This window comes from Massilia sp. LjRoot122 (genome assembly GCF_964252725.1).
Classification (GTDB): Bacteria; Pseudomonadota; Gammaproteobacteria; order Burkholderiales; family Burkholderiaceae_D; genus Telluria.
Genome location: NZ_CAXUPB020000003.1, coordinates 21,350 through 46,804, shown reverse-complemented (window position 1 = coordinate 46,804; position 25,455 = coordinate 21,350). Strand labels below are relative to the sequence as shown.

Below are 25,455 nucleotides of genomic sequence, written 5' to 3'. Positions count from 1 at the left end.
GGAGACTATACACAGTTTCCCGGAGGTTGGAATGTCGGAATGTCAGAGCAAATCGTGTTGCGCCCCGTCGGTCGCACCAGGACCAGCGTCCGAGCCGGTACAAAGCGCCGGCGCGGTCCTGGAACTTCGCATCGCACAGATGGATTGCCCGACAGAAGAAGGCTTGTTGCGCCAGTCGCTGTCCCGTGTACCCGGCATTGGAGCCTTGGAATTCAATCTGGTGCAACGCAAGCTGCGCGTGTCGCACAGCCTGGCCGATACCGCCCCCATCCTGGCGGCCGTTCGCGCGGTCGGCATGGAGCCCGTTGTCGGGGGCGTAGCACGGGCCGCCGACAAAACGCATCCGACAGTCTTCACGGTCGAGGATATGTGTTGCCCAACGGAAGAGGCGCTCATCCGCGGCAAGCTCGAAACCATGCCGAACATCGAACGACTCGAGTTCAATCTCATGCAGCGGACACTGAGTGTTTGGCACGGCGGCCCGGCTACTACGATCGAAGAAGCCCTGCATTCGCTTGGCATGCGGGCCGTCGTCGTCGGTGAAGAACGCGGGCAGGATTCGGCGCACACGCAGGAACGTGCTCCGAACAGGCAGGCGGTGAGCCTTGCCCTGGGTCTGGCTGCGGCAGTCGGCGCGGAAATCCTTGCGTGGAGCACCGGCCAGGAAAATTCCCTGCCTGTCATCCTGCTGTCGCTCGCCGCCATCGCCATCTCGGGCCTGGGCGTCTATAAAAAAGGCTGGATTGCCCTGCGCAACCGCAACCTGAACATCAACGCCTTGATGTCGATTGCCGTGACAGGAGCCGTCCTGATCGGCCAGTGGCCGGAGGCCGCGATGGTCATGGTCTTGTTCGCGATCGCCGAGCTGATCGAAGCGCGCTCCCTTGACCGTGCGCGCAACGCCATCCAGGGACTGATGGCACTGGCGCCCGACACCGTCAGCGTTCGCCTTGACGACGGCAGCTGGGCGGAGCGCGATGCCGCAAGCGTCGCAGTCGGCAGTGTTGCAAGAGTGAGGCCAGGTGGACGGATTGCCCTCGATGGCGATGTGACCGAAGGACAATCCACAGTCAACCAGGCGGCTATCACAGGCGAAAGCATGCCGGTTGCCAAAGGACCCGGCGACAAAGTTTTCGCCGGAACGGTCAACGAGAACGGCTCCTTCGAGTACCGGGTCAGCGCCGCCCATAGCAATTCGACACTGTCGCGCATCATCCGGGCGGTGGAAGAAGCTCAGGCGAGCCGGGCCCCGACGCAGCGTTTCGTTGACCGGTTCTCGCGCATCTATACGCCTGCGGTGTTTGCGATTGCCGTGCTGGTCGCCGTCGTCCCGCCTCTGGCCTTTGGCGGCGACTGGATGCCGTGGATTTACAAAGCTCTCGTGATGCTCGTAATCGCCTGTCCGTGCGCGCTGGTCATCTCCACGCCAGTCACCATCGTCAGCGGCCTGGCCGCGGCGGCCCGCGCCGGCATCCTGGTCAAAGGTGGCATCTACCTGGAGCAGGGTGGACATCTGCGTTCGATCGCACTGGACAAGACTGGCACCATTACTCAAGGCAAGCCCGTAGTGACCGATGTACAGGTGTTGCTTGGTGACGGCGAACGCAATCGTTGGCTGGCGGCCTCGCTTGCCGGCCGGTCCGACCATCCGGTATCGAGCGCGGTCAGCCGCCATTGGGACGGCCAGGCACAGTCAGTTCCGCTGGCCGAGGTTGGGGACTTCGAAGCAATCGCCGGGCGTGGCACCAAAGGGCGTATCGGCGGCGCGTGGTACTACCTCGGGAACCACCGTCTGGTGGAGGAACTGGGCATCTGCAACGCCGAGACGGAGGCCACCTTGGGCCGTCTCGAACAGGAAGGAAAGACAGCCGTCGTGCTGTGTGATGATTCCGCGCCGCTCCTGGTGATCGGCGTCGCCGACACGATCCGCGCAACCAGTCGCGCGGCGATCGCCGAGCTCCACCAACTGGGCGTGCGGACGGTCATGCTCACCGGCGATAATGCCGTGACGGCGTCGGCGATCGCGCGCCAGGTCGGCATCGACGACGCGCGCGGCAACTTGCTGCCGGAGAATAAGCTAGCGGCTATCGAAGACGAGCGCGCGAAGTACGGCACAGTAGGCATGGTCGGGGACGGCATCAACGATGCGCCGGCACTGGCGAAGGCCGATATCGGCTTCGCGATGGGAGCCGCCGGCACAGATACCGCCATCGAAACGGCGGACGTCGCCCTGATGGACGACGACTTGGGCAAGCTCGCGCAGTTCGTACGCCTGAGCCGCAAGACCGCCGCCATTCTCCGCCAGAACATCGTGCTCGCCCTGGCGATCAAGGCGGTCTTCATGGTCCTTGCTTTCACGGGAACGGCAACCCTGTGGATGGCTGTGTTCGCCGACATGGGAGCGAGCCTGCTCGTCGTGTTTAACGGGTTGCGCCTGCTCGATCGCTCGCGGACGCAGGCGTCGCCAACAGCCGGCAAGATCAACCTGGTTCAGGACGACATGCCCGCCTGAACGTAATTTTGCGGCCGCAAGGAGCGCTCCGTAAGTTCGATCAGAATGTGGATGACCTTGATGTGCAGTTCCTGGACCCGGTCGGCGTAGCGGCCCGCGCTGGTACAGATGCACACGTCGGCATGTTGGGCCAACGGCGATCCAGGACGTCCTGTCAGGCCGACCACCTTCATACCGCGGGTTCGCGCCGCCTCGGCTGCGAGCACGACCGACGGGCTGCTGCCGCTCGTGCTGATGGCAAACAGCAAGTCACCGGCGGCGCCGTTCCCCTGGACGAAACGGGCGAATACGTGCTCGTAGCCATAATCGTTGGCGACACAGCTAAGGTAGCTTGGGTCGCTGATAGCGACGGCCGCCATCGCCGGCCGGTCGTCGCGGAATCGCCCGGACAATTCTTCCGCCAGATGCATGGCGTCGCACATCGAGCCGCCATTGCCGCACGATATCACCCGTCGACCGGCTTCCATGGTTCCGACCAAAAGCTGGGCGGCGGCCTCGATGTTCCTGAGCTGAGCTTCGTCGCCAAGCAGGCGGTCGAGCCCTTCGCGCGCTTCGACAAGGCTGTTCCTGATGTGTTCGATCATCGTGTTGCTCCTTCGTGTTCGTGTGCATGCCCCGCATGCTCGCCGTTGTCAGCGTCCATGGCCGGCCCGAACGAGTGCTCATCGGCTTCCTGCTCGCATGGCGTCGCTTCGATCTGCACCGTGCTGTGATGGATGTCGAACTCGGTCGCGACTATGCTGCGCACCGCCACCAGCAGCGCCTGGGGATCCGTGATGTCCGCCTGATGGACCACATGGACGGTCAGGCTCGACTTGCCGCTCGTGATTGCCCAGACATGCAGGTCGTGCACGCTAACCACGCCAGGCACGCGAAGGATCGCGTCCCTGACCTGGTCGATACCCAAGCCCTCCGGAACACCTTCGAGCAGTACATTCATGCTCTCCTTGAGCAGCGTCCATGTGCGTGGCAGCACCCAAAGGCCAATCCCGACAGCAATCAGGGAATCGACCCAGCCCCAGCCTGTGTAGCGGATGACCAGCGCGCCGATGATGACACCAATGGACCCAAGCATGTCACTCCAGACCTCGAGGTAGGCCCCCTTCACGTTCAGGCTACTGTCCTTTCCGCTGGAGAGTAATCGCATGCTAATAAGGTTGACCATCAGCCCAAAAGCTGCGACGACCAGCATCGTGCCCGACTCGATGTCTGGTGGCGTGCCAAGACGTTCGTAGGCTTCATATAGGATATAAATCGCTACAAGAAACAGCAGGATCGCATTGAAGGCCGCGGCGAGGATTTCGAACCGGTAGTAGCCGAAGGTGCGTGCGCTGTCGGCCGGACGCTTTCCGATACGGATCGCCGCCAGCGAGATGGCGAGCGCGGCCGTATCGGTGAACATATGCGCTGCGTCCGAAATAAGTGCGAGACTGTTGGTGAGGATGCCGCCAATAATCTCGGCAATGAGGAAAGCAGTCGTGAGGATCAGTGCGATCCAGAGTGGCCGCTCATTCTGGCCCGGTTGTGGTGCGTGAGAATGCCCTGCGCCCATTCAATTCCTCCTGTTTAAAGTCCCGTTAATAAATTTTTTTGCAACGATCAGCGGCGGCACGTCTTCACCTACATTTCCTCGTTGTCACCAGCTGACCCTCGGGCGGCTTTTTCTGCTTCGCCGGCCTTTTTGTACTTCCGCCAGCCGAGATACAACCACACGAGCCCTGCCAGGACCAGTCCAGCCACGATGACGATGGCGACAAAGTGATCCTGCAGGGATACGGGTGCCTGTTGTTGAAGCACATTCATTTCTTCCTCCAAGCCAAACCATTACATTCAGACCGAACTTCACTCGAGCAGTTTTTTGAAACGAAGCAATGAACGCACGAACAGCACGAGCACGAGCCCCAGGCCGGCGGCGGCGTCGAGCTTTCCACTATCAGTTAGGCCCGTCACCAGATACGCAATGAGCGCAAGTACAGCAGGTGCCGCCGAGAGCAGTGTATCGGCAGCAATGCCGGTGCGTCGCCACCTACTCGACTGGCGAACCCATGCCACTTTGCCGGTCGCAAGTGCGGCGAAGACGCCTGGTAACGCCCAGGCCACGACAGCAGCGATGTCGATCGGCTCAGCGTGCGCAAGGCCGTGAATGCCTTGCGCAGCAACGCGCATGACGAGAAGCAGGCAGGCCGCCGACATCGCTATGAACAAGAACAGGTAGTCGAACACGTCCACGTTTTTCCTTGTGGATTGCGCGCTCCCACTTGCCAGCAGCGCAGACCCGACGCTGGCAAGATGGTGCGCAGCGCCGGCAAGCAGCAGCACGCTCTCCAGGGCGACGCCGCCGATCGCACAAGCCACGAAAGATGCGCCGTGCAGGGCGACCTCGAGCCGTACAGCGTTCGAGGCCGATGTCCGGACGGGCCGGCCCTTCTTCTCCGGATAGTGGGGCAAGCGCATCCGGCAGCCTCACTGCACGACTACCTTCCCGGCCGGTGCGGGCATCTCAACCTCATCCTTGCGATGCGCGAAGCGGTAGAGAAGCGGGAGTACCAGCAAGGTGAGGGCGGTCGAGGACAAAATGCCGCCGATCACGACCGTGGCCAGCGGCCGCTGTACTTCGGCGCCGGTGCCGGTCGCAATTGCCATCGGGACAAAACCAAGCGATGCCACCAGCGCGGTCATGAGAACCGGTCGCAAGCGGGTCAACGCGCCGTGGCGGAGAGCCTGGTCAAGTCCCATTCCTTCCTCGCGCAAGGTCCGGATGTACGAAATCATCACCAGCCCGTTGAGCACTGCCACCCCCGACAGGGCAATGAACCCAATTGCGGCCGAGATCGACAGGGGGATACCCCGCAGCGCGAGCGCGGCCACGCCTCCGGTCAACGCGAATGGAATGCCTGTAAAGACCAGTAGACCGTCCTTGACGTTGTTGAACATCATAAACAGCAGGGTAAACACGATGAACAGGGCTAAGGGTACGACCAGCCGCAGCCGCGTGGTGGCCGACTGCAACTGCTCGAAGGTGCCGCCCCAATCGGTCCAGTAGCCGGCCGGCACTTTCACTTCCTTGGCAATCGCCGCCGCGGCATCAGGCACGAAGCTGCCAATGTCGCGTCCGCGTACATTGGCGCTCACGACAATCCGACGCTTGCCGTTCTCGCGGCTGATCTGGTTCGGTCCCGGTGAGAATTCGAGACCGGCGACCTCGCCCAGCGGGATATAGCTGGTAGCGCGACCGTCGCTGGCAGGAAGCGGGATGGGGAGCTGGCGGAGCGCGTCGAGGTCGGTGCGCAGGTTTTCCGGCAGGCGCACCACGATGTCGAAGCGGCGGTCGCCCTCGAACATGGTTCCGGCGTCGCGCCCACCGGTGGCGATGGCCAGCGCTTCCTGGACGTCGCCGATGTTCAGGCCGAAGCGGGCGGTCTTCTCGCGGTCGATGTTCACGGTCAGCATCGGCAGGCCACCGGTTTGCTCGACCTTGACCTCCTCGGCGCCGGGGATGCGGCCGAGCACCCGGGCAATCGCCTGGCCGGTCGTCTCCAGGACTTCCATGTCGTCGCCGTACACCTTTACCGCGACGTCGCTGCGCACACCTGAAATGAGCTCGTTGAAGCGGAGCTGGATCGGCTGCGAAAACTCGTAGGCATTGCCGGCGTATTTGCTGGCTTCAACCTCGATCGCTTCGATCAGCTCGGCACGGGTTTTCTTCGGTGCGGGCCAGCTGGACTCCGGCTTGAGCATGATGTAACCATCCGAGATGTTCGGTGGCATCGGATCGGACGCGATTTCCGCCGTGCCGGTGCGCGCGAACACACGGTCGATCTCGGGGAACTTCGCCTTCAGGCCGGCCTCGAGCTTCTTTTGCATCTCGACCGACTGGCTCAGGCTGGTTCCAGGGATGCGCAGCGACTGCAGTGCCAAGTCGCCCTCGTTCAGGCTCGGGATGAACTCGCTGCCGAGCCGGGTTGCCAGCAGGCCAGCCAGCACGACCAGGACTACCGCCCCGGTGATGACAGGGGCGGAATTGCGCAGCACCTTCTCGAGCAGCGGTGCGTAGGCGCGGCGGGCGAAGCCCATGATCCGGTTTTCCTTTTCGGCCACGCGATTCCCGATGAACAGGGCGACGGCGGCCGGAATGAACGTGATCGACAGGATCATCGCGCCCAGCAGCGCGGCCACGACGGCAAATGCCATCGGATGAAACATCTTTCCTTCGACACCGGACAGGGCGAAGATCGGCAGGTACACCACCATGATGATCAGCTGGCCGAACAGCAGGGGACGTCGCGCTTCCTTCGCAGCGGCAAACACTTCGTGGAAGCGCTCGGCCAGCGTGAGTTCGCGCCGGTGATGTTCCTGGGCGTGCGCCAGGCGCCGCACGCAGTTCTCGACGATGACGACGGCCCCGTCAATGATGATGCCGAAGTCGAGGGCGCCCAGGCTCATCAGGTTGGCACTGACCTTGTAAGTCACCATTCCGGTGAAGGTGAACAGCATCGCCAGTGGGATGACCATGGCGGTGATGATCGCCGCACGAATGTTACCCAAGAACAGGAAGAGGATGACGATCACCAGGACCGCGCCTTCGAGCAGGTTCTTCTTGACGGTATTGATCGCCTTGTCGACCAGGACGGTGCGGTCATATACCGGGATCGCCTTGACGCCGGCGGGCAGGGATCGGTTGACCTCCACCATCTTCTCCGACACCGCATGCGAAACTGCTCGGCTGTTCTCGCCGATCAGCATGAACACCGTGCCGAGCACGACTTCGCGTCCGTTCTCGGTGGCGGCCCCGGTGCGCAGCTCACGGCCGATGTCGACGGTGGCGACGTCGCGCACGCGGATCGGTATGCCGTCGATGTTGCTGAGGATCGTATTGCGCACATCGTCGAGGCTGCGCACCTGGCCCGGCGCCCTGATCAGGAATTGTTCGCCGCGCCGCTCGATATAGCCGGCGCCGACGTTCGCGTTGTTGCGCTCGATCGCGGTCACGACGTCGGCCAGCGACAGGCCGTACGAGCTGAGTTTGGCGGGATCGGGGGCGATCTGGTATTCCTTGGCAAAGCCCCCGATCGAGTTGATTTCGGTGACCCCGGGCACCTGGCGCAATTGCGGCTTGATGATCCAGTCCTGGACTTCGCGCAGGTCGGTCGGCGTATAGGGCGTTCCATCTGGCTTTTTCGCGCCCGGGTCGGCCTCGACCGTCCACAGGTAGATCTCGCCCAGGCCGGTCGAGATCGGCCCCATCATTGGCACGACACCTCCGGGCAGGCTTTCCCGTGCCTCCTGGATGCGTTGGTTGACAAGTTGGCGGGCGAAATAGATGTCGGTGCCGTCCTTGAAGATGACGGTTACCTGAGACAGGCCGTAGCGCGAAAGCGAGCGGGTCTGTTCCAGCCCGGGCAGCCCGGCCATCACATTCTCGATCGGGAAGGTGACGCGCTGCTCGACTTCGAGCGGTGAGAACCCGGCCGCCGATGTGTTGATCTGTACCTGGACGTTGGTAATGTCCGGAACTGCGTCGATCGGCAGTTTCTGGTAGTTGTAGATGCCGACCGCGGCCATGGCGGTCACGGCAAGCATGACGAGCCATCGATGCTCGATGGCAAAACGAATTATTCTTTCAAACATGGCGGTATCCTCGATCAGTGCTCATGCTCGGCGCTGCCTTTGGCTTGCTCGGCTTTCACCACGAAGCTGCCACTTGCAACATATTGGGCGCCGGCGGCCAAGCCTTCGGCAATGGCGACGTGCTTGCCGTCGCTTGCACCGATTTTCACGGGCTGCGCCTTGAAGCCGTTGGGCGCCTTGACGAACACCACCTGCTTGCCTTCCAGTTCCTGCACCGCCTCAGCCAATACCGTCACTGGTGCCTCGGTCTTGCCGCGCACCAGTTCCACGTTGACGAACAAGCCCGGACGCCATGCGCGGCCCGGATTGTCGATGACTACGCGCGCGGTCGCACTGCGGGTCTGCTCGCCGAGCAGACTTCCGACGTAGCTCACCTTGCCGGCGACACTGGCGTTGCCGGCGGCTGGCCGGATGCTGACTGGCTGCCCCACGCGAATATGTCCCAAGTCCTTGGCGGTGACCGCCATTTCCACCCAGACAGAGGAAAGGTCGGAAACGAGGAAGGCGTTTGCGTCTTCCTTGACTGCCTCGCCCTGGGACAGGTGCTTCTCGACCACGACCCCGGTGAATGGAGCTCGCAGAACGTAGCGGTTGACGGCGCCAGATGCCGGCTCGGCACCCAGTGCGGCCAGCTTGGAGCGCGCCGATTGCAGTTCGATCTGTGCTTCGCTGTAGGCTTGGCGGGCCTGCAAGTAGTCCTGTTCGGCGGAGATGCGGTCCACCCACAGCTTTTTCTCGCGTTCATAGGTAAGGCGAGCCAGTTCCAGGCGCTTGCCTGCGGCGTTCGCCTGACTGCGCAGCTCGGCCAGCTCTGGGCTGGCGATGACGGCCAGTTGCTGGCCTTTCTTCACGTCCTGGCCCAGAGTCGCCGAGACGGCTTCGACGACGCCGGCGACACGCGGGACGATATGGGCCGTGCGGTCTTCGTTGAAGCGCACTTCGCCCGGCAGCGTCACGGTAGCGTCGATGCTGGCCGCGCCTGACGTCGCAATGGCGATGCCGGCCAGCTGCGCCTGCTGGGGCGTCATCTCTATCAAGCCTGGTTCGTCATCTGCGTGGCCAACTTCCGCCCCTGCGGGTTTTTCGCCGGATTCCTCGGCATGGGCGCGTTCGCCTTCGCTCTCCGCTGCGGGCGCGTCCTTCTTCCAGAACACGATAGCCAGTGCAAGGACGATGCCGACGGCAAGCACGATCAGGATGGAAAAAAGATTCTTTCGGTCAATATGAAGTTTCATGGAGTGGTCCTGTTTTCTGGAGCAGCGCCGGTGCCGGCAAGACGGCCAAGGTCGGCGACGGCCCGATAGCGCTCGTATAGCGCCTGGATGTATTGGGTGCGGATCTGCAGGAGCGTGCGCTGCGCGTCGAGCACGTCGAGGAAGCCGAACTTGCCTGCCTCGAAACCAGTCACGGCCGCGTCGAATACGCGCTGGGCCGCCGGCAGGATTTCCTCCCGCATGCTGCGCACCTGCTCACGGGACAGCTGGGCACGCTGGTGGGCGTCAGCCAGTGCTTGGTGCAAGCGCAGTCGTTCGGCGTCGAATTCCGCTTGCGCCTTGTCGGCCCGGGCGAGCGAGGCCTGCAGGGCGCCTTGATTGCGGTTGAAGAGCGGAAGCGGCACCGACAGGCCGACGACGGTTTGCGAGCGGCCGATCTCGTCATCCTTCTTGCTCCCGACGATAAGCGTGACGTCAGGAATGCGCTGTACCCGGTCGAGACCGACCTGCGCCTGTTCGCGTTCAATCTGCAGGCGCGCCCGCCGCACCCGGGGGGCCTGGGCAAGCCCTCGTTCCAGCTCGGCCAAAGGCGGAGGAGGGGTCAGGTCCAGGTCGGGCATAAACAGTGAATGCTGAGGAGGACTGGTATCTCCCCAATACGCGGCCAGCTTGTAGAGTGCGACCGTCGCTTTGGCCTCGGCCTCGACGAACTCGAGGCGGGAGGACGCCTGCGCGACGCCGGCCCGGTCCTGCTCCACTGGCGACACCCGGCCAGCCGCGACGCGCTTGGCGGCCGCCATCGTCGCCTTGGTGGCCACATCGAGCGAGGCCTGCGCAAGGCGAACTCGTTCCTGTGCGGCGAGGGCGTCGAAGTAGGCGATGGTAACGTCGCCGCGCAGGTCGATCCTCGCAGCGTCGAGGCTGCCCGCCGCGAGTCGTTGCTCGCTGTCGGCCAGCCGGATGCGTGCCGAACGCTTGCCGCCAAGCTCAAGGACCTGGCTGAGCTGGACGGTTTGCGTGCGGGTGCCGCGTTGGGTCCCCTCGCGCACGAAGGAGAGCTCCGGGTTGGGAAAGAGTGCGGACTGTCGGCGCATGCCGCCTGCAATAGCCACATCGAGGGCGGCGGCGCGCAAGCCTGGATTTGCCGCCAGCGCTTTCTCGACAGCCTGGTCGAGGGTGAGCGGTGTATTAGCTGCCGGCACCGCCTCGTGAACCGAATGCTCGGACGTAGATTGAGCTGCCGTCTGGGCAGCACTCGGGGACGCCTGTGCAAACAGCACGGACGCCCCAAGGACGAAATACTTGAAATGCATGAATAACTCCGGTCGTTGAAAACGAAGACTATTCAGCGGCGATATGCGCCAAGCGTGCCTGTACGGCTGCTCGACTAAATTAGGAAATTAAGCACCTCGCCGCCGAATCAGACGGCGGAGATCCACTGAGGCCGCTCAGGACGGGCGGGAAAGGAAGAAGAGTAGGGGGACGACACGCTGGGCGGGGCCCCGCGATTCGCAAGCGCGACTGCGACTACGGTCGGAAGGCCGTCCAACGCAAGCGTGGCATGCGAACAGGACGAGCAATGCGAGTGCAAAGCAGCTTTTTTCACGGCACCGGTCGGACTATCGTTCGTATCGGTGGAGGCTCGATGCGTGTCCGCGTCCGAAGAATGGTGTCCAAAATGCTGTGCGGCACGTCCCGACTCGTGCTCGCAATAGGCGGCGACCGCGGTCCAGCTCAGCTGGAGCGCGAAAATCGTCAGTACGAGCATGATGAATCGACGGGCGGCCATGGCAAAAGTATAGCACGGCGCTCCCCGTGAGCCTGAACATGCGCCAAGACCGGCGCGGACCCGGGTGGGAGCCGCACCAGGCAAGGCAATCGGCACGTCGATCTTTATCTGGTCAGTCCGTATTCGATTTCAATCGTAACGTCTCCGAAAGCGTCGTTGCCGATGCATGCGGCGACTTGCTCCCGGATTGACTGCACGCGATCGGCGGGTGCGTCGGTCTTGACAACTAAATGGGTAGTAAGAACATGTGACTCGCCGTCGATTGACCAGCTTCGGGTATCGTGGATGTCGACGACTCCGGGAATAGCCTTCGCCGCGCTTTCGAAGGCACCGACATCGAAGTCGGTCGGTGTGCGCTGCATGAATACCTTGAGAATCTTGCGAAGGTTCCGGAAAACGTTCCAAAGGACAAACAAGGAAATAGCAATCGATAGTGCCGGATCGATCCATGGGAGATCCCATACAGCCATGACTGCCGCACCGATCAGCACAGCAATCCAGCCGAGCGTATCCTCGAGCAGGTGCCAACTGACGACTTTCTCGGTGAGCGAGGACCCCTTGCGCACGCGAAGCACGGCCGCGCCGTTGAAGATCACCCCGATTACGGCAATGACGATCATGCCGGTGGTGTCCACGTCTTCAGGCTCGATCAAGCGCTGTGTTGCCTGCCAGAGAATAAAGCCAATACCAGCGACAAGAACGACAGCAGTGATCAGGCCACCGAGTAAAGAATAGCGGGCGTAGCCGTAGGTGTTCCCTGGCGTGCTGCCCCGTTTTGACAGGCGGTCGAAGTACCAGGCAAGGCCGAGCGAAATTGAATCTCCCAGGTCATGCACGGCATCGCTGAGGATCGATACGCTGTTCGTCCATAGTCCGCCGATTAATTCGATGATGGTGAAGGTGAAGTTCAACAGGAAGGCGACCTTCAGGTTGCCGCTCCCGTGCCGGGTGCCATGCGTGTGTCGATCTCCCATCAGCAGATGCCCTTTTATCAACTGGCGTGAAGCCGTGGTTTCTTTGCAAGTTGACAAGGATGTTACAGGTTTATTGCTTGATGAGCCGCGCGGATATAGAGTGGGCCGGAAACTGCGTTTGGATACAGAGTGGAACCCGGCATCGTCGACTTACTGCCGTGTAGCCATTGCTATCAGTGCAGGAATATTCGACGTCAAGGAGAGACATAATGAAACTGGACCGCGCGCTTCAGCGGGAAATTCTTGAGTTCCTCGCCGATCACTACGCGGGTGATCGTCAGGACGTCTTCCCGCAGAGAGAACTGACTGCTGAGGAAGACGACAAATACACAACCAATCTGCTTTACCTCGAAGCCCACGGCTTAGTCGATTCCGGGCTCGAGAAGGGGGTGGACGGTCATTGGTCCAGCGCCGGAGCACGGATCACCGCACGAGGACTGGATTTTCTTGCGGACGACGGTGGCTTGACGGCAATCTTGGGCACGGTCACGGTGAGGTTTCACGACGATACCATCCGCGAACTCATCGCGATGCGTATCGAGCAGTCTGGGTTGCCAGCCGATGAGAAAACTGGGTTGTTGAATCAGTTGAAGGCGCTCCGCGGGGAGTCGATAAAGCACTTGACCATGAAGCTCCTGGATACCGGACTTGAGCATGCTCCCAAAGCGCTGCCGGTCATTCAAAATTTCCTGGAGACCCTCGCGCGCTAGCCGGCGCAGGTCGCACCAAGCTTCGAACTGGCGAACGTAGGTCGACGTTCGGGCAAGTGGAGTTGAAAGCTGAGCTGGGATGGGATAGCTTGAGCGATACCCGTCGCAGCTCAATTGGAAGTAAATTTGTCAGATCCGTGCACGAGGGTGCATCTTACAGATTTACTTCCAAAGATCTTACAAGATTACTTCCGAGAGCTAAAATTCAGTTCAAACTGATTCGGAGACACTAGTTTACTTAATTACAGCTAAGTTAACTAGACCGTGGCTACAGGTATATATATACTTGTTTATGTACCGTTGATTTTTAGCATCATGTATCATTTGTCGGACCTCATGAATTACTGTACTCGTCTGTTTTAAGGCATGGCGCAGCGTTGCCAGCCGACGATGCCGGCTTATAAGAAAGTTCCTTTTGACCCGAACACAGTTCAGCTTGACCGATGAGCAGGCCGGCAAACTGCTATTGCTCGTGCCGCCACTCCGCGAGAAGCATCCACCCGGCGGGCCGTCGAACCGCGCGTTCGTGCACGACTTCATCAAGGCAGTCCACACGGCCACCGGCCGCACGTTCAGTCCAGCGATTTATCGACGGCTTCTCAACACCTATGCGCCCGACCGCAAGCCCTCGACAAACACGCTCGCACTGGAAAAGGAAGCCGTTGAGCGCGAAATGTCCGGAAGCGCCATACCGCCACTCAGAATGGCCGCGCAAGCCCCCGAGAGCCCTTACCGGCCGCAAGAAGACATGGGCGACCTGGTGCGCCGTGCGGTTGAGGACGCGCTGGCCCTGCAGCTTCGCCGAATCGCAGATGCGTTGAGCACCGACCTGAAGATGGCGCAGGACCATATTGCCGACTTGGGAGCCAGGTTGGCCGCCTCGGACCGTGCGCTCGCCGAGGCGCGCGTTCACGCCGCGAGACTCGCGTCCGAGCTCCACGCGTCTACCGAACGTGAGGCCATCGTCCGTAAGCGACTAGAGGACGCTGAGGTCGCAGCATTGGCCCAGATGCAGTCCCAGGCAACCGCCCTTCAGTCCGTAAGCGACGAGTTGTCCGAGATCCGAAAATTTGCGATGCGTTCGATCGATGACGTGAGAGGCGAAACCCGCGTTGAGCGCGATCGCCGGGTGCAGATCGAAGAGCTGTTGAAGAGAAACGAGAGATTGATGGAAGTGTTCCGCCAGGCCGCGTACGCGCGTGGCGGGACGATTCCAGCTGAACTTCGTATGGAACCACGATGAAGAACGATCTGATAATGCAGCCGGTCCCTCTGCCCGCACCCATGGTCCACACTGCGCCGCACATTCTGGGCGCCGTTGTCGATGACTGGCATGCGATCGAGGTATGGCTATGCACGGTGGCGGCAAATAGCAGGAACGGCAAGACCTCAACCGTCGATACGTATCGCTATCATCTAGCGAAGCTGCGCTGGTACTGCGAGAACGTTCTTGGGCGGACGCCGTCTCAATGGACTATGCAAGACGTCCTCGATTTCCAACGGTTCCTCACCGCTGTGCCAGCGCACCTGCTGCCGAATAAAGGGGTACCCAACCACACGCCGTTTAAGGTGCAGCCCTCCCCGAGCGCGCAGAGCGACATCATGCGGTTCGCGAAGTCGATGTTTGGTGGGCTCCTGGCGAGCGGTTACATCGCCCTCAACCCCATGGCCCTTACGAAAGCGCCGGCAGCACGCCGCGTTGATTATTCGCGGGCAATCCAGCTCGACGTCTACGAGACGGTACTGCGGGTGATGGACGAACAGGAAAGTGCGTGCTCGACCGATCGGCGCCAATATTTACGAGATCGATTCGTCCTGGTATGCCTGCGCGAGACCGGTTTGCGCGCGACCGAGCTGGTCGGCTCGACGATGGGTGCGTTCACACAGGTTCCGGATCCAGCGACGCGAAGAACTTACTGGGTCCTTGAAGTCTCTGCGGATAACGCGAAGGGCGGGAAACCTCGAACAGTGCCAGTGTCAAACTTGCTGATGGACGCTCTGATAGCGTATCGTCTCGCATTCGCGCTTCCCGCCCATCCTGCCCATGGTGACAGTACTCCCCTGCTGCTTTCACCCCGGACCAGAAAGATCGTGATGAAAGGCGGGACTATCCAGCGTGCCAGCGATAAGCGATTCTTCGGGGCCTGGGGAAGTGTCGGGACGCGCCAAGGGCTGAACAAAATCATCAAGGCACGTCTCGGTGATGCGGCAACCTATATCGAAGACCGCGGCGACAAAGAACTCGCTGGGCGCTTGCGCGAGGCCTCGGCGCATTGGCTGCGACACACGTTCGCTACGGCTTCGGTCCTAAAGGGGCAAGACATTCGTGTCGTAGCGAGCATGCTTGGCCATAGCAGCGTTGACACCACGATGGGTTACACGAAGCAGGAAGCACTGGACCTGATCAGGGCTACAGAAAAGGTCGATCCTGGAGCAGTTGCTCAAATGGGGAATGCAGTACAGGAAAAAGCTACTTTAGGATGATATGGAAGATCACCAGCAATTCACTTTCGCCGAAGACTTCAAGAGCTTCATTGCCGTCGCGTGCCGGTTCTTCGCAGGGATAATGCTGCTTGCTTCAATCTTACTTTTCATTGGTTGGATCTGGTCTGCCGTCCAGGTCCCGCCAGTGGCCGCGATCGACAGGGCACCCAATGTTCCCTGGTACGGCCCGCCTACCTACTTCATCTATTCCGTGGTTCTGTATTTCTTCCCCACGGTCCTGCGATGGCTCGACCAGCGGAAAGCTGCCAAGTAGTCTGGAGAGCTAGATGGACGCCGATTTTTTGAACGACGCGAACTTAATTCTTTCCGAGGCAGCTTCTAAGTTGCGTGCCTTGGGGTACAACTGTGCGATTGGCTCGCTCTCGCTGCCGCAAGGGCGATCGCTGAACCTACATGTCGGGGAGAGTGTTATCGCTGCCGCCGCAGCGTACGTAGCCATTGGACACGGTGGTGAGATCGCCTGTGCCGAGCAAACGAATGTGATGTTCGCCCGCGAAGTCTCGGCTGTGATCGCAACCGATGCTATCGAAAAGGCTGCCCGAGCGGCAGAACCACCTGCGCCTAAATATGTCGAAGTCTACTGCCTGTTCTGCGACGATAACGACCCTTGGTTGCTGCCTGTCGAGCTGAAAGACGAGTTTGTGGCCGGCCGCAAGTTTCACGTAAAGGGTAGAACCATTCATCTGGGATGGTCTGGTAAACCAGAGCAGGATTTCGGCGTCGATTCGCTCCTTCGTGTAGACGATGGCGTAGCGATACGTGCGAATGTCAGTTCCGAAGCGGAGCGCATTCGGTACGAAGCTGACCGCGTGCAGCGAGCCAATGAATCGCGCCGTCGGAATGCATTCGTTGCCGAAGTCACGGCCGAAATCGCACGCACTTCCTACCGCCCCTTTGACGCAGCTGCCGAGGTCCTCTCGCAATGGGAGGGGAAACTGTCGCCGGCAGGCTTCGCTTCCTTGAAGGCCTATATACAGCGGCTCCCCGGCCGCTTGGTCCACCAGGCTGCCGACCGCATGATGGTTGGCGAAAGCCTGCAGGAGTCGATTGCCAACGCCGCCGCTGAGCTAGTCGCCCGCGGACTGGCCAAGCCAGAACAACTGCTCAAGGCGAAGAAGAATCGGCCTGATGGCTACAGGCCAGACCATTTCCACAACTAGCCAACAGTCTTACCATCGAGGACGTTTAAAATGTCGATCATTCGCGCCGCCGTTGGCGATCACCTCATGGACTTTGCAGAAAACTCCAGCATCGAGCCCGTATGGAAGTTCGTGAAAGAGCAGATCGAGCGAACGGACGCCGAGCGCCCTATTGTCTTCATGGACGATGGCGGCGGCACTCACGGCGAAATATGGGATTATTCACTGTTTAGCGCGCACTGGGACACGCCTGATCGAATGCTCACCTACCTGAAGTATGTCGGCTTTGATCAGGATTCTGACCACCAGTCCAGCGACGCTGTTTCGACCATTTCATGATGCCGTCCAATGTGCGCCATATCGCAAACCTGCTTCCTATGCGGACAAGCCGCCCAACTTTCATCGATAGATCGGGGTAACGGATACTACGTTGCTTGCTCGAGCGAGGGATGTGGCGACTACGAGATGTCGGTAAGGGCCGCGCGTGACCTGGTCGCGCACCCGCATCGCAAGACACCGCTTCAACAGCATGTCCTGCGTGCGAACGCGGCGGCACAGGTGCTCAGGATTGTTGTCGGCTCCGATGGACTGCTCCAGGCAGTCAGCAGAGACCGGTCCGGGCTCGACTCGTAAGCACTGCGCCGGCAGTTATGCCCCATCGTCACGCCGGCGCCAAGGTGGCCAGCAGCTTACTTCTTCTTCAGGAACTCGCGTACCGCTTCCGCGCTATTCCCCACCGCATCCACTGCTCGTTGTAACTCATCTCGCGAGACTCCAAGGGTCTCGGTCCAGTATGTTACCTCGTGGGGCTCGCCCATTGCGATGCGGGCACGGTCTTGTGCGCCGCGGTTGGTCAGGTCATCAGACATTTCGCTCTCCATTGATGTGATCACGGCTGAGCATGCGCCAGGCGATCGAAATGTTCCGTTAGGTTCCGCACATGCGCCCACATGCGGCGTCTCAACTCGGTCCAGAGTCTGAAATGCTGTAACGCAAGGATCGAAAGCTACCGTTGCGCACACTTCTTCCATATCCCAAAGGAGGTGAGCATGGCAAACGACGTCTACCTGCAGATCGACGGCATCAAGGGTGAATCGGCCGATGGTGGCCACGTGGGCTGGATTGAGGTTTCACACGTTAGCTGGAGTGTGCATCAGCCCAGGGCGGGAAGCGTGTCGACCGCCGGCGGCCACACTGCCGGGCGGGCCGAGCTGTCCGAAATGTCCTTCGTGAAGGTGGCCGATTTGTCCTCGCCTAATCTGCTTAAGCACTGTGCGATGGGTAAGACTATACCGAAGGCCAAGTTCGAGTTCATGCGCGCTGACGGCGAGGGCAAACCCATCTGCTACTACGCGGTAGAACTGGAGAACGTGATGATCGGTGGCGTCAATCCGGCCACTGGCGAGACCGGCCTGATCAAGGAGCATGTTTTTCTGGCTTACTCAAAAATGACCTGGAAGTATACCAAGCAGGGTATTCGCGGCGGCACGGAAGGCAACAGCTCGGCGGGCTGGGACTGTGCTAAGAATGTGTGCGTCTGACCTGGGGGCTTCATGGAGTCGACTGAAAAGTGGAAAGACGATCTCCCAAAACGCAATGCCATTTATCAGGACAAATACGAGGGTCTGCACTTCGAGGAGATGGCCGAAAGGTTCCACCAGCTGTACGTCGATCGCAAGGGTCAGTATCTGGGCCGGGACCAAGAATGCGTCGCGCTGCCGCAGTTCCTGACCGACGTCGGGTACACCGGCCGCTGGCGCCCTGGCCCGCGCGTGATGGAACTCGATTTTCTTCTGCCCGGGACGGTGATTGCCAACTTCAAGTTGGTTGGCGGCGTCCCGATATTCCCAAACCAAAGCGGGTGGCATGTAGGGTTGTTCGGCAAGTTTTGGCACGGCGCCACGATGGTCAATGGCCTGCCTTGCGCGTTCTCGATGTTCGACCAGTACAAGGGGAAACCCGCTGCGATGCGGGGTGTTGCGGTTCTTACCGATGAATGGAAACTGCGGAACCGGTCCAAGGCCAAGCCTGCCAACGATGCTGCTGAATACCACGTTGTGGTGGTTCCATGAGAGCCCTCGCCTTCGTCGCAATAGCCATCATGTCCGGGTGCGCGGCCGGGCAGACGCGGCATTGCCCTGAGCTCGCCTTTGGATCCACCCTTGCCAGCGCCAAGATGCACCTGGGGGCCCGGAACGCCGGAATTGCGCTACACGGCGACGTAGACCTGCGGTCAGATGGGGTGCGAATCCGCTATTCCTTCCCTGAAGCTGTTCCGCGATGGCTGGTCTGCCAGTATGGCGGGAAGCCAGTCGAAGCAACACCGGTTTCAGGTCCGGATGCAGCCGGCGCACGTGAGCTGTGGATCGAGCTCGATGTAGCGATCGATTTCTGCGACCTCGTGGTGAAACGTACCGCCGGCCGGAAGACTGCACAAGTTGCTTGCCAGCGTAGACAGCCCCCACCGCCTGATATGCTTGGAGGCAAGCCGTAGTTTGCCTAAACGAAAGGCATGCCGATGAAACCCGCATGCCTTCTACATTTCGTCGTCGTGAACGCGCATTTGCTAACAGGAACTGTGGATATCTGCGCTATTTCCCAAAGCTACAGGCTCGCTACCCTAATCCAGTCCTCAGAGCTCACGAGCAACTGATGCACGTCATGCACGTGTTGTTCCCTGCGCCCTCGCGGCCATCCACGCTAACCATCCCATACGATGTGCCCGAGCGTCATGCAAGGCATGGTGCCATGGTCGACCGCCCAGCTCATGATATCGGCAAACAGCTTGATGATACGTTGAATTATTGATAAGGCTGCGTAAGTCGTATCGCCCAGCCAGGTTCCCCGGTCTTTCGCCATCCAGCGCGTCGAGTAATAATTCCCAATCGGTATAGCTGTCACATGCGACCGTGACACTACGCGGAAGCGTGGCGAACCATGCTGCTAGTCGAATGCGTAGCTCAGTCCGATCCGCTCGTAGGTCTGGAAACTGCCCTGTGTGGGCAAGGACCGCCGTTTGCACGAATCCATTGCACAGGTCCATGTCAAAGTCAGTTCGCTCGCAATAGAACTCGTGCTTGCCATCCTCGCTGACAAGGCCCAAGCTGATCAATTCGATATTCAGCGGGTCGGTATATTCGGTATCCAGAAAGAACAGCATTTGATGCTCCAGAAGTCGCGGAACCCGTGTATCGGCCCAGCGTTACCGATCAGGTCGCGCAGGCGAAGTCTGAATTCTCGATTGCTCAGCACGCCTTGCTGCAAGACATGCCTGCGCTCTAAGTCGCTCACCCTCCTTTTGATGACGTGCTAACGCTGCGGCATAGATCCCGCAAGCTCCAAGGGGAGCATCTGCTCGTTGCCTTTGGCGTAGGGCAGCTTCGCGTTCAGCAGCTTCGTTACGGGAATCCTGCACGAAGGTTGCAGCAATTACCCCGAGAAACCCGATAACCAGAACGGAGGTGGCGAAGCCTATGGACCGGTAGGCAAGAACGACGAGAAACAGGCAAACCGGGGCCAGGATGAAGATACTAGCATTCGGAACGATTGGTTCTACCCAAGGCTCGTAGAGCGCAAAGAAAAACATCGCGCATAGGAGGATGGCCACCACTGCGCGTGCGACGAAAGCATTGGCGGCATCGGAACCGTGAAAGTATACGATAGGGTACTTTTTCTCGTATTCGGCACGTTTGTCCATACGAACGCTGTAAGCATCCGTGGGAAGCACGTTGGCAGCGTGATCGATAGGATCCAGATGATTGCGGTTCATGAAATGCGAATGAGGTGTAGGTGTTTAAATGGCCGAATGATTAGCCCCAAGGCTCGTACTCGAAGCCGTTGCCGATCACCTTGGCCACTTGCTCTTTGTTCTCGGCGCTCTCACTGAAGGCGACCAAGACTTCCTCCACCAGGCTTGGATTGCTCTTGATGATCGGAAGCCAATAGTCGTATCCGCCCTGGTCAGGTGCTCGGTGCAAGACATTCGCGTAGAGCTTGGTAACGATTTCGTCCGGGCTTGGCGCCACGCCATAAAGGGTCTTGAATTCGTTCGATGCGGCAAACTGGTCTGCAATCTGCGCGATCGACTGGCCGTTGTCGGCCGCGTCGATCCAGAAGCCTAAGCCTGCGCTGTCCGGCGTGCGTCCGAACACGGCTTGATAGAGGCGGTAGACCTGCCCACCAACACCGTTTACGTCGAGGGCCACCATCTTGTCAGCGAACTGCACGCGCTCGATGCCACTCAGACTGTGCGCGGTGCCATCCGCCGCATTGCTAAGCACATACTCGCCGCCTACCCATGCGCCGCTCAGCGAGCCGCGGTTCTGGCTGATGAAGAACGTGTCCAGGCCAGCCGTCCCGTCGACCTGGTCGAACCCGGCCTTGCCGCTTCCGGCGACGAAGGTGTGCCCATCGTCGGAGACCAGCACGGGTTTCGTGGTCCAGCCGATATCCTTGAGGATAGCCAGGTCGAGAGCAGAGAACGGTGCATATGGATTGGCCGCGCTGAACGCATGGCTATCGTGAAGGCCACCATTTGAACCCATGAGATCGTCGTTGCCATCAAGGTGCGATCGGCTGCTGTCCAGGCGAACCGGGCCTCCGTTGATGGCCATCGCATTCGGCCCCACGAAGAAGATGCCGTCCGCCTGCTGGCGCACGTGAGCGCTGAATGCCGCCGTGCCAGCATTGATGCCAAGGACGTGGAGCATCTCGTGTGCGTACAGGAAGGCTGGAGCCGCCTCCGACTTGGCGTAGTTGGCCGGCTGGTTGCTGTTCAGATTGAACACCGCGCTTGGCATAAGTGGCATGCCGGATGCGTCGGTACCCATGTAGGCGGCGCCAGCGCTCGCGGATGCGTTACCCAAATCTCGGACGTTGACTGCAACCGCGATCGTCTGGTTCGCATCCAACACCTCGCTGAATCTTGCGGCCGTGTCGTCGAGCATGTTTTGAATGAACGTCCTGTCTGCGTTACTGACGGAGCTCGTAAGCGACGAGACGACGAACTTCAAGCCAGTGGTTGGCTGCACCGCCACAATTGCCTGCACGGCCTGGGTCGCCGGCGACGTGCGGCCTCCATCGGTAGACTGCGATGCCGTAAAGGTGTGGCTTCCCTCAGTGAGGTTGTCGGTCAGGATCGACCAGGTCCCGTTGTCGTTAACGCGGCCGGTACCAGCCACCTTACCGTCGGCGAAGAGGGTCACAAGTGCCTTCGGAACGCCGGTCCCGCTGATCACCGGATTGTCAACGCGCAGAAGATTCGGTGCGTGGACTGGAAGGGACAAGGTAGGCGCTGCAAGCCCATCTTTCCAAATGTCGAACGAAAATTGTGTGCTCAGCGCCGATGCGTTTCCAGCTGCGTCGACGGCCCATGCCGAGGTCTTGTTGTACACGCCATCGCTCAGTGCGGTGCTTTGAAGAGTCCATTTACCATCAACGCCGGCGGTCGTCTTGCCGAGATCGATCCACTTCCCGTTGCTGTACGTGGAGACGTATACCGTCGTACCTGCTGCACTGGCACCCGCGAACGTGCGCACCGAGCTGGATGCGTCAGCGCCCGAGCTTACTAGGCTCGCGGTTGGTGCTGCCGGCGCGGCTGCGTTGACGAGCGAGATTGTAGTGTTGAAGCCCATCGCAGCCAAATCGGCAGTGGTGTACCACTTGAAGTTGCCAGCCAGGTCGCTGATCGAAATTCGCGTGATTGTGACGGTCCCGGTCGGCGTCCCCGCGCCAACGTTAAAGTCGTTTGCTGCAGTTGTTGGAGTCGAGTCAGCGAAGTTGTCGGTACTTACGATCTGACCGTCGGCGGAAGTACGATCTGGGCTCCAGATAACGTGCTTGCGCAGTACTCCACCGCTAATGAACCGATCGATTTCGATCTGCACGGTGCCGATGCCGCTGCCATCAGGTCCATCCGTCGCTTCCAGGCCGAAAGTGATTTTCGCACCTGGCAGCGACAGGTCGATGACGTTGGGGAGCTTAAAATTGATCAGGGTCGGCTGTGTCTTGTCGGTCATGGGTCTCAGTTTCAGGCGATATGTTTCAAGTTGCGCACCTCTATTTTACTTTCTTAAGGGCAACTATTGTGTGGCGGTGGTGCGAAATACAACGGGATTTGCACGGTTATGCAGGCTGGGTCGGGCGCTACTTCGGCTCTTTCGTGGCGGTCTCGGTTTCAGATTCCTCGATAGCACGAATTGCCTTCTCAACGGCTTCAGTCCCTACTCTGCGCGCTTTCGCCTCAACATCTGGGAACACGCGCATCGATAGCCGGCCACTTCGTTTCTGCTGCTCGGGTAGGCGCGGGCGTCCAGCTTTGTTAACTTTCAGAGGTGTGTCCATAGGAATTAATGTACCCCATCAATTGCGTAAACGCAAGGCAATAAATGTACGCCAAAAATTACGTCTCTAATGTCGGATGTGAGAAGCATCGTGCACCGCGCACCGCGTGCGTCAGTTATGGCTTCTAGTGATTGCCGGTATCACAAGTCTTCATTGGAGAAATGGCTTCGGATAGCTCATCATTGATCTGTCTCCACTATTCTCCTCCAAGAAAATAGTCTTCAGGCCCGCTAGTAGCGGGCTTTTTTTTGGCCGAAAAAAAGGCTCCATTCAAGGAGCCAAATGCCAATCGATCGTACTCGCGGGGGCGAGCGCATCTAATGTACCGTTAACTCATCATTGGCAAACGCATCGGGCGAAAAAAAACCCCGCCGAAGCGGGGTCTTCAAACTAACTTTTTCGTAAAGTGTCTTTCGAGCTTCAAGCGAGCAGCCAGGCCTTGAAGCCGTCAACGCATGGCTGCGCCTCGGCTTCATCGATGTAGGCATAGATGTCGTCAGGCTCGACGTCGACGCCTGAAACTGGGTTCAGCAATTTCAGCGCGAGGATCTCGTCGATCAATTTTTGATGTGTGTCTTCCATGTTTATCCAGGGAGGTTGTTGAGGAACCGCCTGCCGAGGCAGACGGGTGTTTACGTCAAGCCGCAAGCAGCAGTCCGAACAGATCGTGTTGGAAGCCAGCTGCCTTCGCCGCAGCGTCGGCAAGTAGCCTTTCATGGTCGGCATTCGTGATCGAGTGCTTCACAAGGTAGCTGTTCAACTCGTTCGGCGACAGGTTCAACTTAGCGGCCAGATTGACGAAGTACTGGTTCCGCTTCGCCATGTTCTGATACCGGGCTGCCTGCCCTTTCGGTAGCTTGATGATTCCTTCGTTGAGCCAAAGTCGCGCACCGTCGATTGCAGAATAACTGCGTGCGTCCATGAACATCGAGGGATAGGTGCAGGTTATGAATGCACATGCCTCTTCCGCATCGATGGCCAGGTTCTCGTCTTCCTCGAACCAGACTACTCGTTCACCATCCACTTCCCGATGCGTGAAGATCCGCTCAGGATGCCGATGCTTGTTCCACAGCTCGTCCTGATAGGATCGAAGGCCTTCCGAAGGGATCTGGTCATGATCGAAGCTCCCGACTTTGAACCAGCGCGTCGTAGGGACAGAAATCTTAGGCGCCTTCAAGCGCTTCGGCACCTTGCGCCGACGGCCAAAAACGTTGACTTCATACCAGATCGCCAAAGCCGGAAAAGCGTGCTCTGCCTCTCGGTGCATAGACCACTGAAAGTCGACGAGTGCTAACTGCCGGAGGCTGACGTTCTCGAACATAGGGCTGGCAAGCATGCGGTTGTCAGGGGTGTCCTCCACCCGCCCCAAGGCGATGTCATCCTCCATGCGTTCAGCTCGCTCGCGCTCGTCCGCATCGATGCTCAGGAGGTACCACAGCAGCTCCTTTCGGAACTGGTAGCTGAACACGTCGGGCCTGATGCCGATGAACCCGGCCTTGCTAACCTTGCGTCCAACCAGCTCGCGCTTCTCGAAGTCGTTATGAGACGCCACGAGATAATTGCGTAGGTCATTTAGCGGGCGCATATAGGCGTACTTGTCGGCTTTAAGCATGCTATCCATGCTCTTGTCCTTGTCGCCTACGATCTGACATGACCAACATCCGTGCCTCGCACCACAAGCAGCCCGGTTGCCACCGTCGCCCAGGATCACGCCACAGGTTCCCTCGTTCGCATCCCGGTAAAGGGTGAACAAGCGTTCGATGCTTTGCGACGAAAGCGGCACCGGGTAGGCGCTCTTTTCGGGGCTCGCGATCGAGTACACAAGATCCCACACGTCGTTAAGTGTCCAGTGCTTCACTAAGCTGAGAACCAGATGACCGTCGTCGTTGCGTACTGGTGTTGTTGCCGACTCGCCGCGGGCATCCATACGCTCCTTTCGGCTCGCAGATTCCTCGAGGCGTGTGCCGATAATCGTCACTGTCGAGCGGCCGTTTTCTTGCTGGACTTGCTCACTTAGCTCCGCTGCAAGTCGCTGTTGTGGGAGCACCTTCCACGAGCTCGAACATGCACGAGCCTTTCCATTCTCTGGTGTTCTCGGCAGAGTTCCCCTGCCGACCGTTGAGACGACAAACGACGACGCCAGTGATGGATAGACCGTGTAAACCTCGATCGGAAGGCCGTGCTCTTCGCAGAACGCCCGGATCTCGTCTTGGCAACGGAGCGCGTGACTTTCCAGCGCCGGATTTTCCACGCCGGTAGAGCTCGTGGTAACGAAATGGCGAATGAAGATGCCTTCCGCCACAGCGCGGCGAACCGCTTCGACCATCAAAACGACGCAGCAGCTGGAGTCCTTGCCAAAGCTTGCGGCGGCCACGAGAGAATGGCCCTTACGGATAAGCCCAAGGAGGGTTGTGATCGCCGCCTCCTGCATTTCGCCGGCGTAGCGAGTGACCGGAGTCTGTAGTTTCTTGACCGACGTGTGGTCGACCTCGCTGTAGCGCGGCGCCCGGTAGTGGCCAGTTGTTTCGGGGAAGATGGAATCGAAGTCGTCGGCGTCGAGGCCCATCAGGGATTGTTGAAATACTGCTTGACGTTGCATTCGTAGCTCCAGGGGAGAAGCCAACGGACAGCCCTACAGGGCT

23 protein-coding genes are annotated in these 25,455 nt (G+C 59.8%); 9 read left to right on the top strand and 14 right to left on the bottom strand.

The genetic code is table 11. From position 1 onward, the window contains the following. Positions 1-31: 31 nt before the first annotated feature. Positions 32-2,512: a heavy metal translocating P-type ATPase gene (locus ACSQ25_RS24405; protein WP_436106034.1), complete on the top strand. Its 2,481-nt coding sequence runs from the start codon at positions 32-34 to the stop codon at positions 2,510-2,512. Here the strand turns inward: ACSQ25_RS24405 and ACSQ25_RS24400 are convergent. The 8 genes from ACSQ25_RS24400 to ACSQ25_RS24365 all read right to left on the bottom strand — a co-directional run bounded on the left by ACSQ25_RS24400 (position 2,491) and on the right by ACSQ25_RS24365 (position 12,117). Continuing rightward, complete coding sequence (locus tag ACSQ25_RS24400; protein ID WP_436106033.1) at positions 2,491-3,096, bottom strand: SIS domain-containing protein; 606 nt, start codon at positions 3,094-3,096, stop codon at positions 2,491-2,493. The genes ACSQ25_RS24405 and ACSQ25_RS24400 overlap by 22 nt on opposite strands. Then, positions 3,093-4,064, bottom strand: a complete 972-nt coding sequence (locus tag ACSQ25_RS24395) for a cation diffusion facilitator family transporter (protein WP_436106032.1) — start codon at positions 4,062-4,064, stop codon at positions 3,093-3,095. Before ACSQ25_RS24395 ends, ACSQ25_RS24400 begins: the two co-directional genes overlap by 4 nt. A 68-nt stretch (positions 4,065-4,132) precedes the next feature. Beyond that, positions 4,133-4,315, bottom strand: a complete 183-nt coding sequence (locus ACSQ25_RS24390; RefSeq protein WP_436106031.1) for a hypothetical protein — start codon at positions 4,313-4,315, stop codon at positions 4,133-4,135. A 39-nt stretch (positions 4,316-4,354) separates the two neighbouring features. Further along, positions 4,355-4,966, bottom strand: a complete 612-nt coding sequence (locus ACSQ25_RS24385; protein ID WP_436106030.1) for a hypothetical protein — start codon at positions 4,964-4,966, stop codon at positions 4,355-4,357. A 9-nt stretch (positions 4,967-4,975) separates the two neighbouring features. Beyond that, complete coding sequence (locus ACSQ25_RS24380; protein WP_436106029.1) at positions 4,976-8,140, bottom strand: CusA/CzcA family heavy metal efflux RND transporter; 3,165 nt, start codon at positions 8,138-8,140, stop codon at positions 4,976-4,978. Positions 8,141-8,154: 14 nt separating this feature from the next. Then, complete coding sequence (locus tag ACSQ25_RS24375) at positions 8,155-9,375, bottom strand: efflux RND transporter periplasmic adaptor subunit (protein ID WP_436106028.1); 1,221 nt, start codon at positions 9,373-9,375, stop codon at positions 8,155-8,157. Beyond that, complete coding sequence (locus tag ACSQ25_RS24370) at positions 9,372-10,667, bottom strand: TolC family protein (protein WP_436106027.1); 1,296 nt, start codon at positions 10,665-10,667, stop codon at positions 9,372-9,374. Before ACSQ25_RS24370 ends, ACSQ25_RS24375 begins: the two co-directional genes overlap by 4 nt. A 580-nt stretch (positions 10,668-11,247) precedes the next feature. Beyond that, the gene (locus ACSQ25_RS24365; protein WP_436106026.1) at positions 11,248-12,117 is read right to left on the bottom strand and encodes a cation diffusion facilitator family transporter; all 870 of its coding nucleotides are present in this window, start codon (positions 12,115-12,117) and stop codon (positions 11,248-11,250) included. 209 nt (positions 12,118-12,326) lie between these two features. Here ACSQ25_RS24365 and ACSQ25_RS24360 point away from each other — a divergent pair, with 209 nt between their 5' ends. The 6 genes from ACSQ25_RS24360 (at position 12,327) to ACSQ25_RS24335 (ending at position 16,810) form a co-directional block, all read left to right on the top strand. Beyond that, positions 12,327-12,827, top strand: coding sequence for a hypothetical protein (locus ACSQ25_RS24360; protein ID WP_436106025.1), 501 nt, complete (start codon positions 12,327-12,329; stop codon positions 12,825-12,827). A gap of 415 nt (positions 12,828-13,242) precedes the next feature. Further along, the gene (locus tag ACSQ25_RS24355; protein WP_436108332.1) at positions 13,243-14,070 is read left to right on the top strand and encodes a hypothetical protein; all 828 of its coding nucleotides are present in this window, start codon (positions 13,243-13,245) and stop codon (positions 14,068-14,070) included. Continuing rightward, positions 14,067-15,311, top strand: coding sequence for a tyrosine-type recombinase/integrase (locus ACSQ25_RS24350; protein WP_436108331.1), 1,245 nt, complete (start codon positions 14,067-14,069; stop codon positions 15,309-15,311). The genes ACSQ25_RS24355 and ACSQ25_RS24350 overlap by 4 nt, the downstream gene beginning before the upstream one ends. Before the next feature lies 1 nt (position 15,312). Then, a complete protein-coding gene (locus ACSQ25_RS24345; protein ID WP_436108330.1) occupies positions 15,313-15,585 on the top strand; it encodes a hypothetical protein in 273 nt (90 codons plus the stop codon). Positions 15,586-15,598: 13 nt separating this feature from the next. Continuing rightward, complete coding sequence (locus tag ACSQ25_RS24340) at positions 15,599-16,492, top strand: hypothetical protein (protein ID WP_436108329.1); 894 nt, start codon at positions 15,599-15,601, stop codon at positions 16,490-16,492. Positions 16,493-16,522: 30 nt separating this feature from the next. Then, entirely contained in the window at positions 16,523-16,810 is a 288-nt protein-coding gene (locus ACSQ25_RS24335; RefSeq protein ID WP_436108328.1) for a hypothetical protein, read from the top strand. A 350-nt stretch (positions 16,811-17,160) separates the two neighbouring features. On the opposite strand, the gene ACSQ25_RS24330 is transcribed toward ACSQ25_RS24335, so the two are convergent. After that, positions 17,161-17,340, bottom strand: coding sequence for a DUF3606 domain-containing protein (locus ACSQ25_RS24330; protein ID WP_436108327.1), 180 nt, complete (start codon positions 17,338-17,340; stop codon positions 17,161-17,163). A 180-nt stretch (positions 17,341-17,520) separates the two neighbouring features. On the opposite strand from ACSQ25_RS24330, the gene ACSQ25_RS24325 reads away from it, so the two are divergent. After that, positions 17,521-18,012: an Hcp family type VI secretion system effector gene (locus tag ACSQ25_RS24325; protein ID WP_436108326.1), complete on the top strand. Its 492-nt coding sequence runs from the start codon at positions 17,521-17,523 to the stop codon at positions 18,010-18,012. 12 nt (positions 18,013-18,024) lie between these two features. Beyond that, complete coding sequence (locus tag ACSQ25_RS24320) at positions 18,025-18,543, top strand: BPSL0067 family protein (RefSeq protein WP_436108325.1); 519 nt, start codon at positions 18,025-18,027, stop codon at positions 18,541-18,543. A 587-nt stretch (positions 18,544-19,130) separates the two neighbouring features. Here the strand turns inward: ACSQ25_RS24320 and ACSQ25_RS24315 are convergent. The 5 genes from ACSQ25_RS24315 to ACSQ25_RS24295 form a co-directional block, all read right to left on the bottom strand. Then, a complete protein-coding gene (locus tag ACSQ25_RS24315; protein WP_436108324.1) occupies positions 19,131-19,631 on the bottom strand; it encodes a hypothetical protein in 501 nt (166 codons plus the stop codon). Between the two features lie 42 nt (positions 19,632-19,673). Then, complete coding sequence (locus tag ACSQ25_RS24310) at positions 19,674-20,240, bottom strand: hypothetical protein (RefSeq protein WP_436108323.1); 567 nt, start codon at positions 20,238-20,240, stop codon at positions 19,674-19,676. 40 nt (positions 20,241-20,280) lie between these two features. Continuing rightward, positions 20,281-22,488: a DUF4214 domain-containing protein gene (locus ACSQ25_RS24305; protein WP_436108322.1), complete on the bottom strand. Its 2,208-nt coding sequence runs from the start codon at positions 22,486-22,488 to the stop codon at positions 20,281-20,283. 745 nt (positions 22,489-23,233) lie between these two features. After that, a complete protein-coding gene (locus ACSQ25_RS24300; RefSeq protein ID WP_436108321.1) occupies positions 23,234-23,395 on the bottom strand; it encodes a hypothetical protein in 162 nt (53 codons plus the stop codon). 55 nt (positions 23,396-23,450) lie between these two features. Next, positions 23,451-25,412: a hypothetical protein gene (locus ACSQ25_RS24295; protein WP_436108320.1), complete on the bottom strand. Its 1,962-nt coding sequence runs from the start codon at positions 25,410-25,412 to the stop codon at positions 23,451-23,453. Between the last annotated feature and the right edge of the window lie 43 nt (positions 25,413-25,455).

Coding starts and splice junctions, on each gene's coding strand:
- ACSQ25_RS24405 (WP_436106034.1), top strand. CDS start 32: ATGTCGGAATGTCAGAGCAAATCGTGTTGCGCCCCGTCGGTCGCACCA.
- ACSQ25_RS24320 (WP_436108325.1), top strand. CDS start 18,025: ATGGAGTCGACTGAAAAGTGGAAAGACGATCTCCCAAAACGCAATGCC.
- ACSQ25_RS24380 (WP_436106029.1), bottom strand. CDS start 8,140: ATGTTTGAAAGAATAATTCGTTTTGCCATCGAGCATCGATGGCTCGTC.
- ACSQ25_RS24370 (WP_436106027.1), bottom strand. CDS start 10,667: ATGCATTTCAAGTATTTCGTCCTTGGGGCGTCCGTGCTGTTTGCACAG.
- ACSQ25_RS24375 (WP_436106028.1), bottom strand. CDS start 9,375: ATGAAACTTCATATTGACCGAAAGAATCTTTTTTCCATCCTGATCGTG.
- ACSQ25_RS24345 (WP_436108330.1), top strand. CDS start 15,313: ATGGAAGATCACCAGCAATTCACTTTCGCCGAAGACTTCAAGAGCTTC.
- ACSQ25_RS24305 (WP_436108322.1), bottom strand. CDS start 22,488: ATGACCGACAAGACACAGCCGACCCTGATCAATTTTAAGCTCCCCAAC.
- ACSQ25_RS24365 (WP_436106026.1), bottom strand. CDS start 12,117: ATGGGAGATCGACACACGCATGGCACCCGGCACGGGAGCGGCAACCTG.
- ACSQ25_RS24335 (WP_436108328.1), top strand. CDS start 16,523: ATGTCGATCATTCGCGCCGCCGTTGGCGATCACCTCATGGACTTTGCA.
- ACSQ25_RS24385 (WP_436106030.1), bottom strand. CDS start 4,966: ATGCGCTTGCCCCACTATCCGGAGAAGAAGGGCCGGCCCGTCCGGACA.
- ACSQ25_RS24350 (WP_436108331.1), top strand. CDS start 14,067: ATGAAGAACGATCTGATAATGCAGCCGGTCCCTCTGCCCGCACCCATG.
- ACSQ25_RS24315 (WP_436108324.1), bottom strand. CDS start 19,631: ATGCTGTTCTTTCTGGATACCGAATATACCGACCCGCTGAATATCGAA.
- ACSQ25_RS24330 (WP_436108327.1), bottom strand. CDS start 17,340: ATGTCTGATGACCTGACCAACCGCGGCGCACAAGACCGTGCCCGCATC.
- ACSQ25_RS24360 (WP_436106025.1), top strand. CDS start 12,327: ATGAAACTGGACCGCGCGCTTCAGCGGGAAATTCTTGAGTTCCTCGCC.
- ACSQ25_RS24295 (WP_436108320.1), bottom strand. CDS start 25,412: ATGCAACGTCAAGCAGTATTTCAACAATCCCTGATGGGCCTCGACGCC.
- ACSQ25_RS24400 (WP_436106033.1), bottom strand. CDS start 3,096: ATGATCGAACACATCAGGAACAGCCTTGTCGAAGCGCGCGAAGGGCTC.
- ACSQ25_RS24325 (WP_436108326.1), top strand. CDS start 17,521: ATGGCAAACGACGTCTACCTGCAGATCGACGGCATCAAGGGTGAATCG.
- ACSQ25_RS24310 (WP_436108323.1), bottom strand. CDS start 20,240: ATGAACCGCAATCATCTGGATCCTATCGATCACGCTGCCAACGTGCTT.
- ACSQ25_RS24395 (WP_436106032.1), bottom strand. CDS start 4,064: ATGGGCGCAGGGCATTCTCACGCACCACAACCGGGCCAGAATGAGCGG.
- ACSQ25_RS24340 (WP_436108329.1), top strand. CDS start 15,599: ATGGACGCCGATTTTTTGAACGACGCGAACTTAATTCTTTCCGAGGCA.
- ACSQ25_RS24300 (WP_436108321.1), bottom strand. CDS start 23,395: ATGGAAGACACACATCAAAAATTGATCGACGAGATCCTCGCGCTGAAA.
- ACSQ25_RS24390 (WP_436106031.1), bottom strand. CDS start 4,315: ATGAATGTGCTTCAACAACAGGCACCCGTATCCCTGCAGGATCACTTT.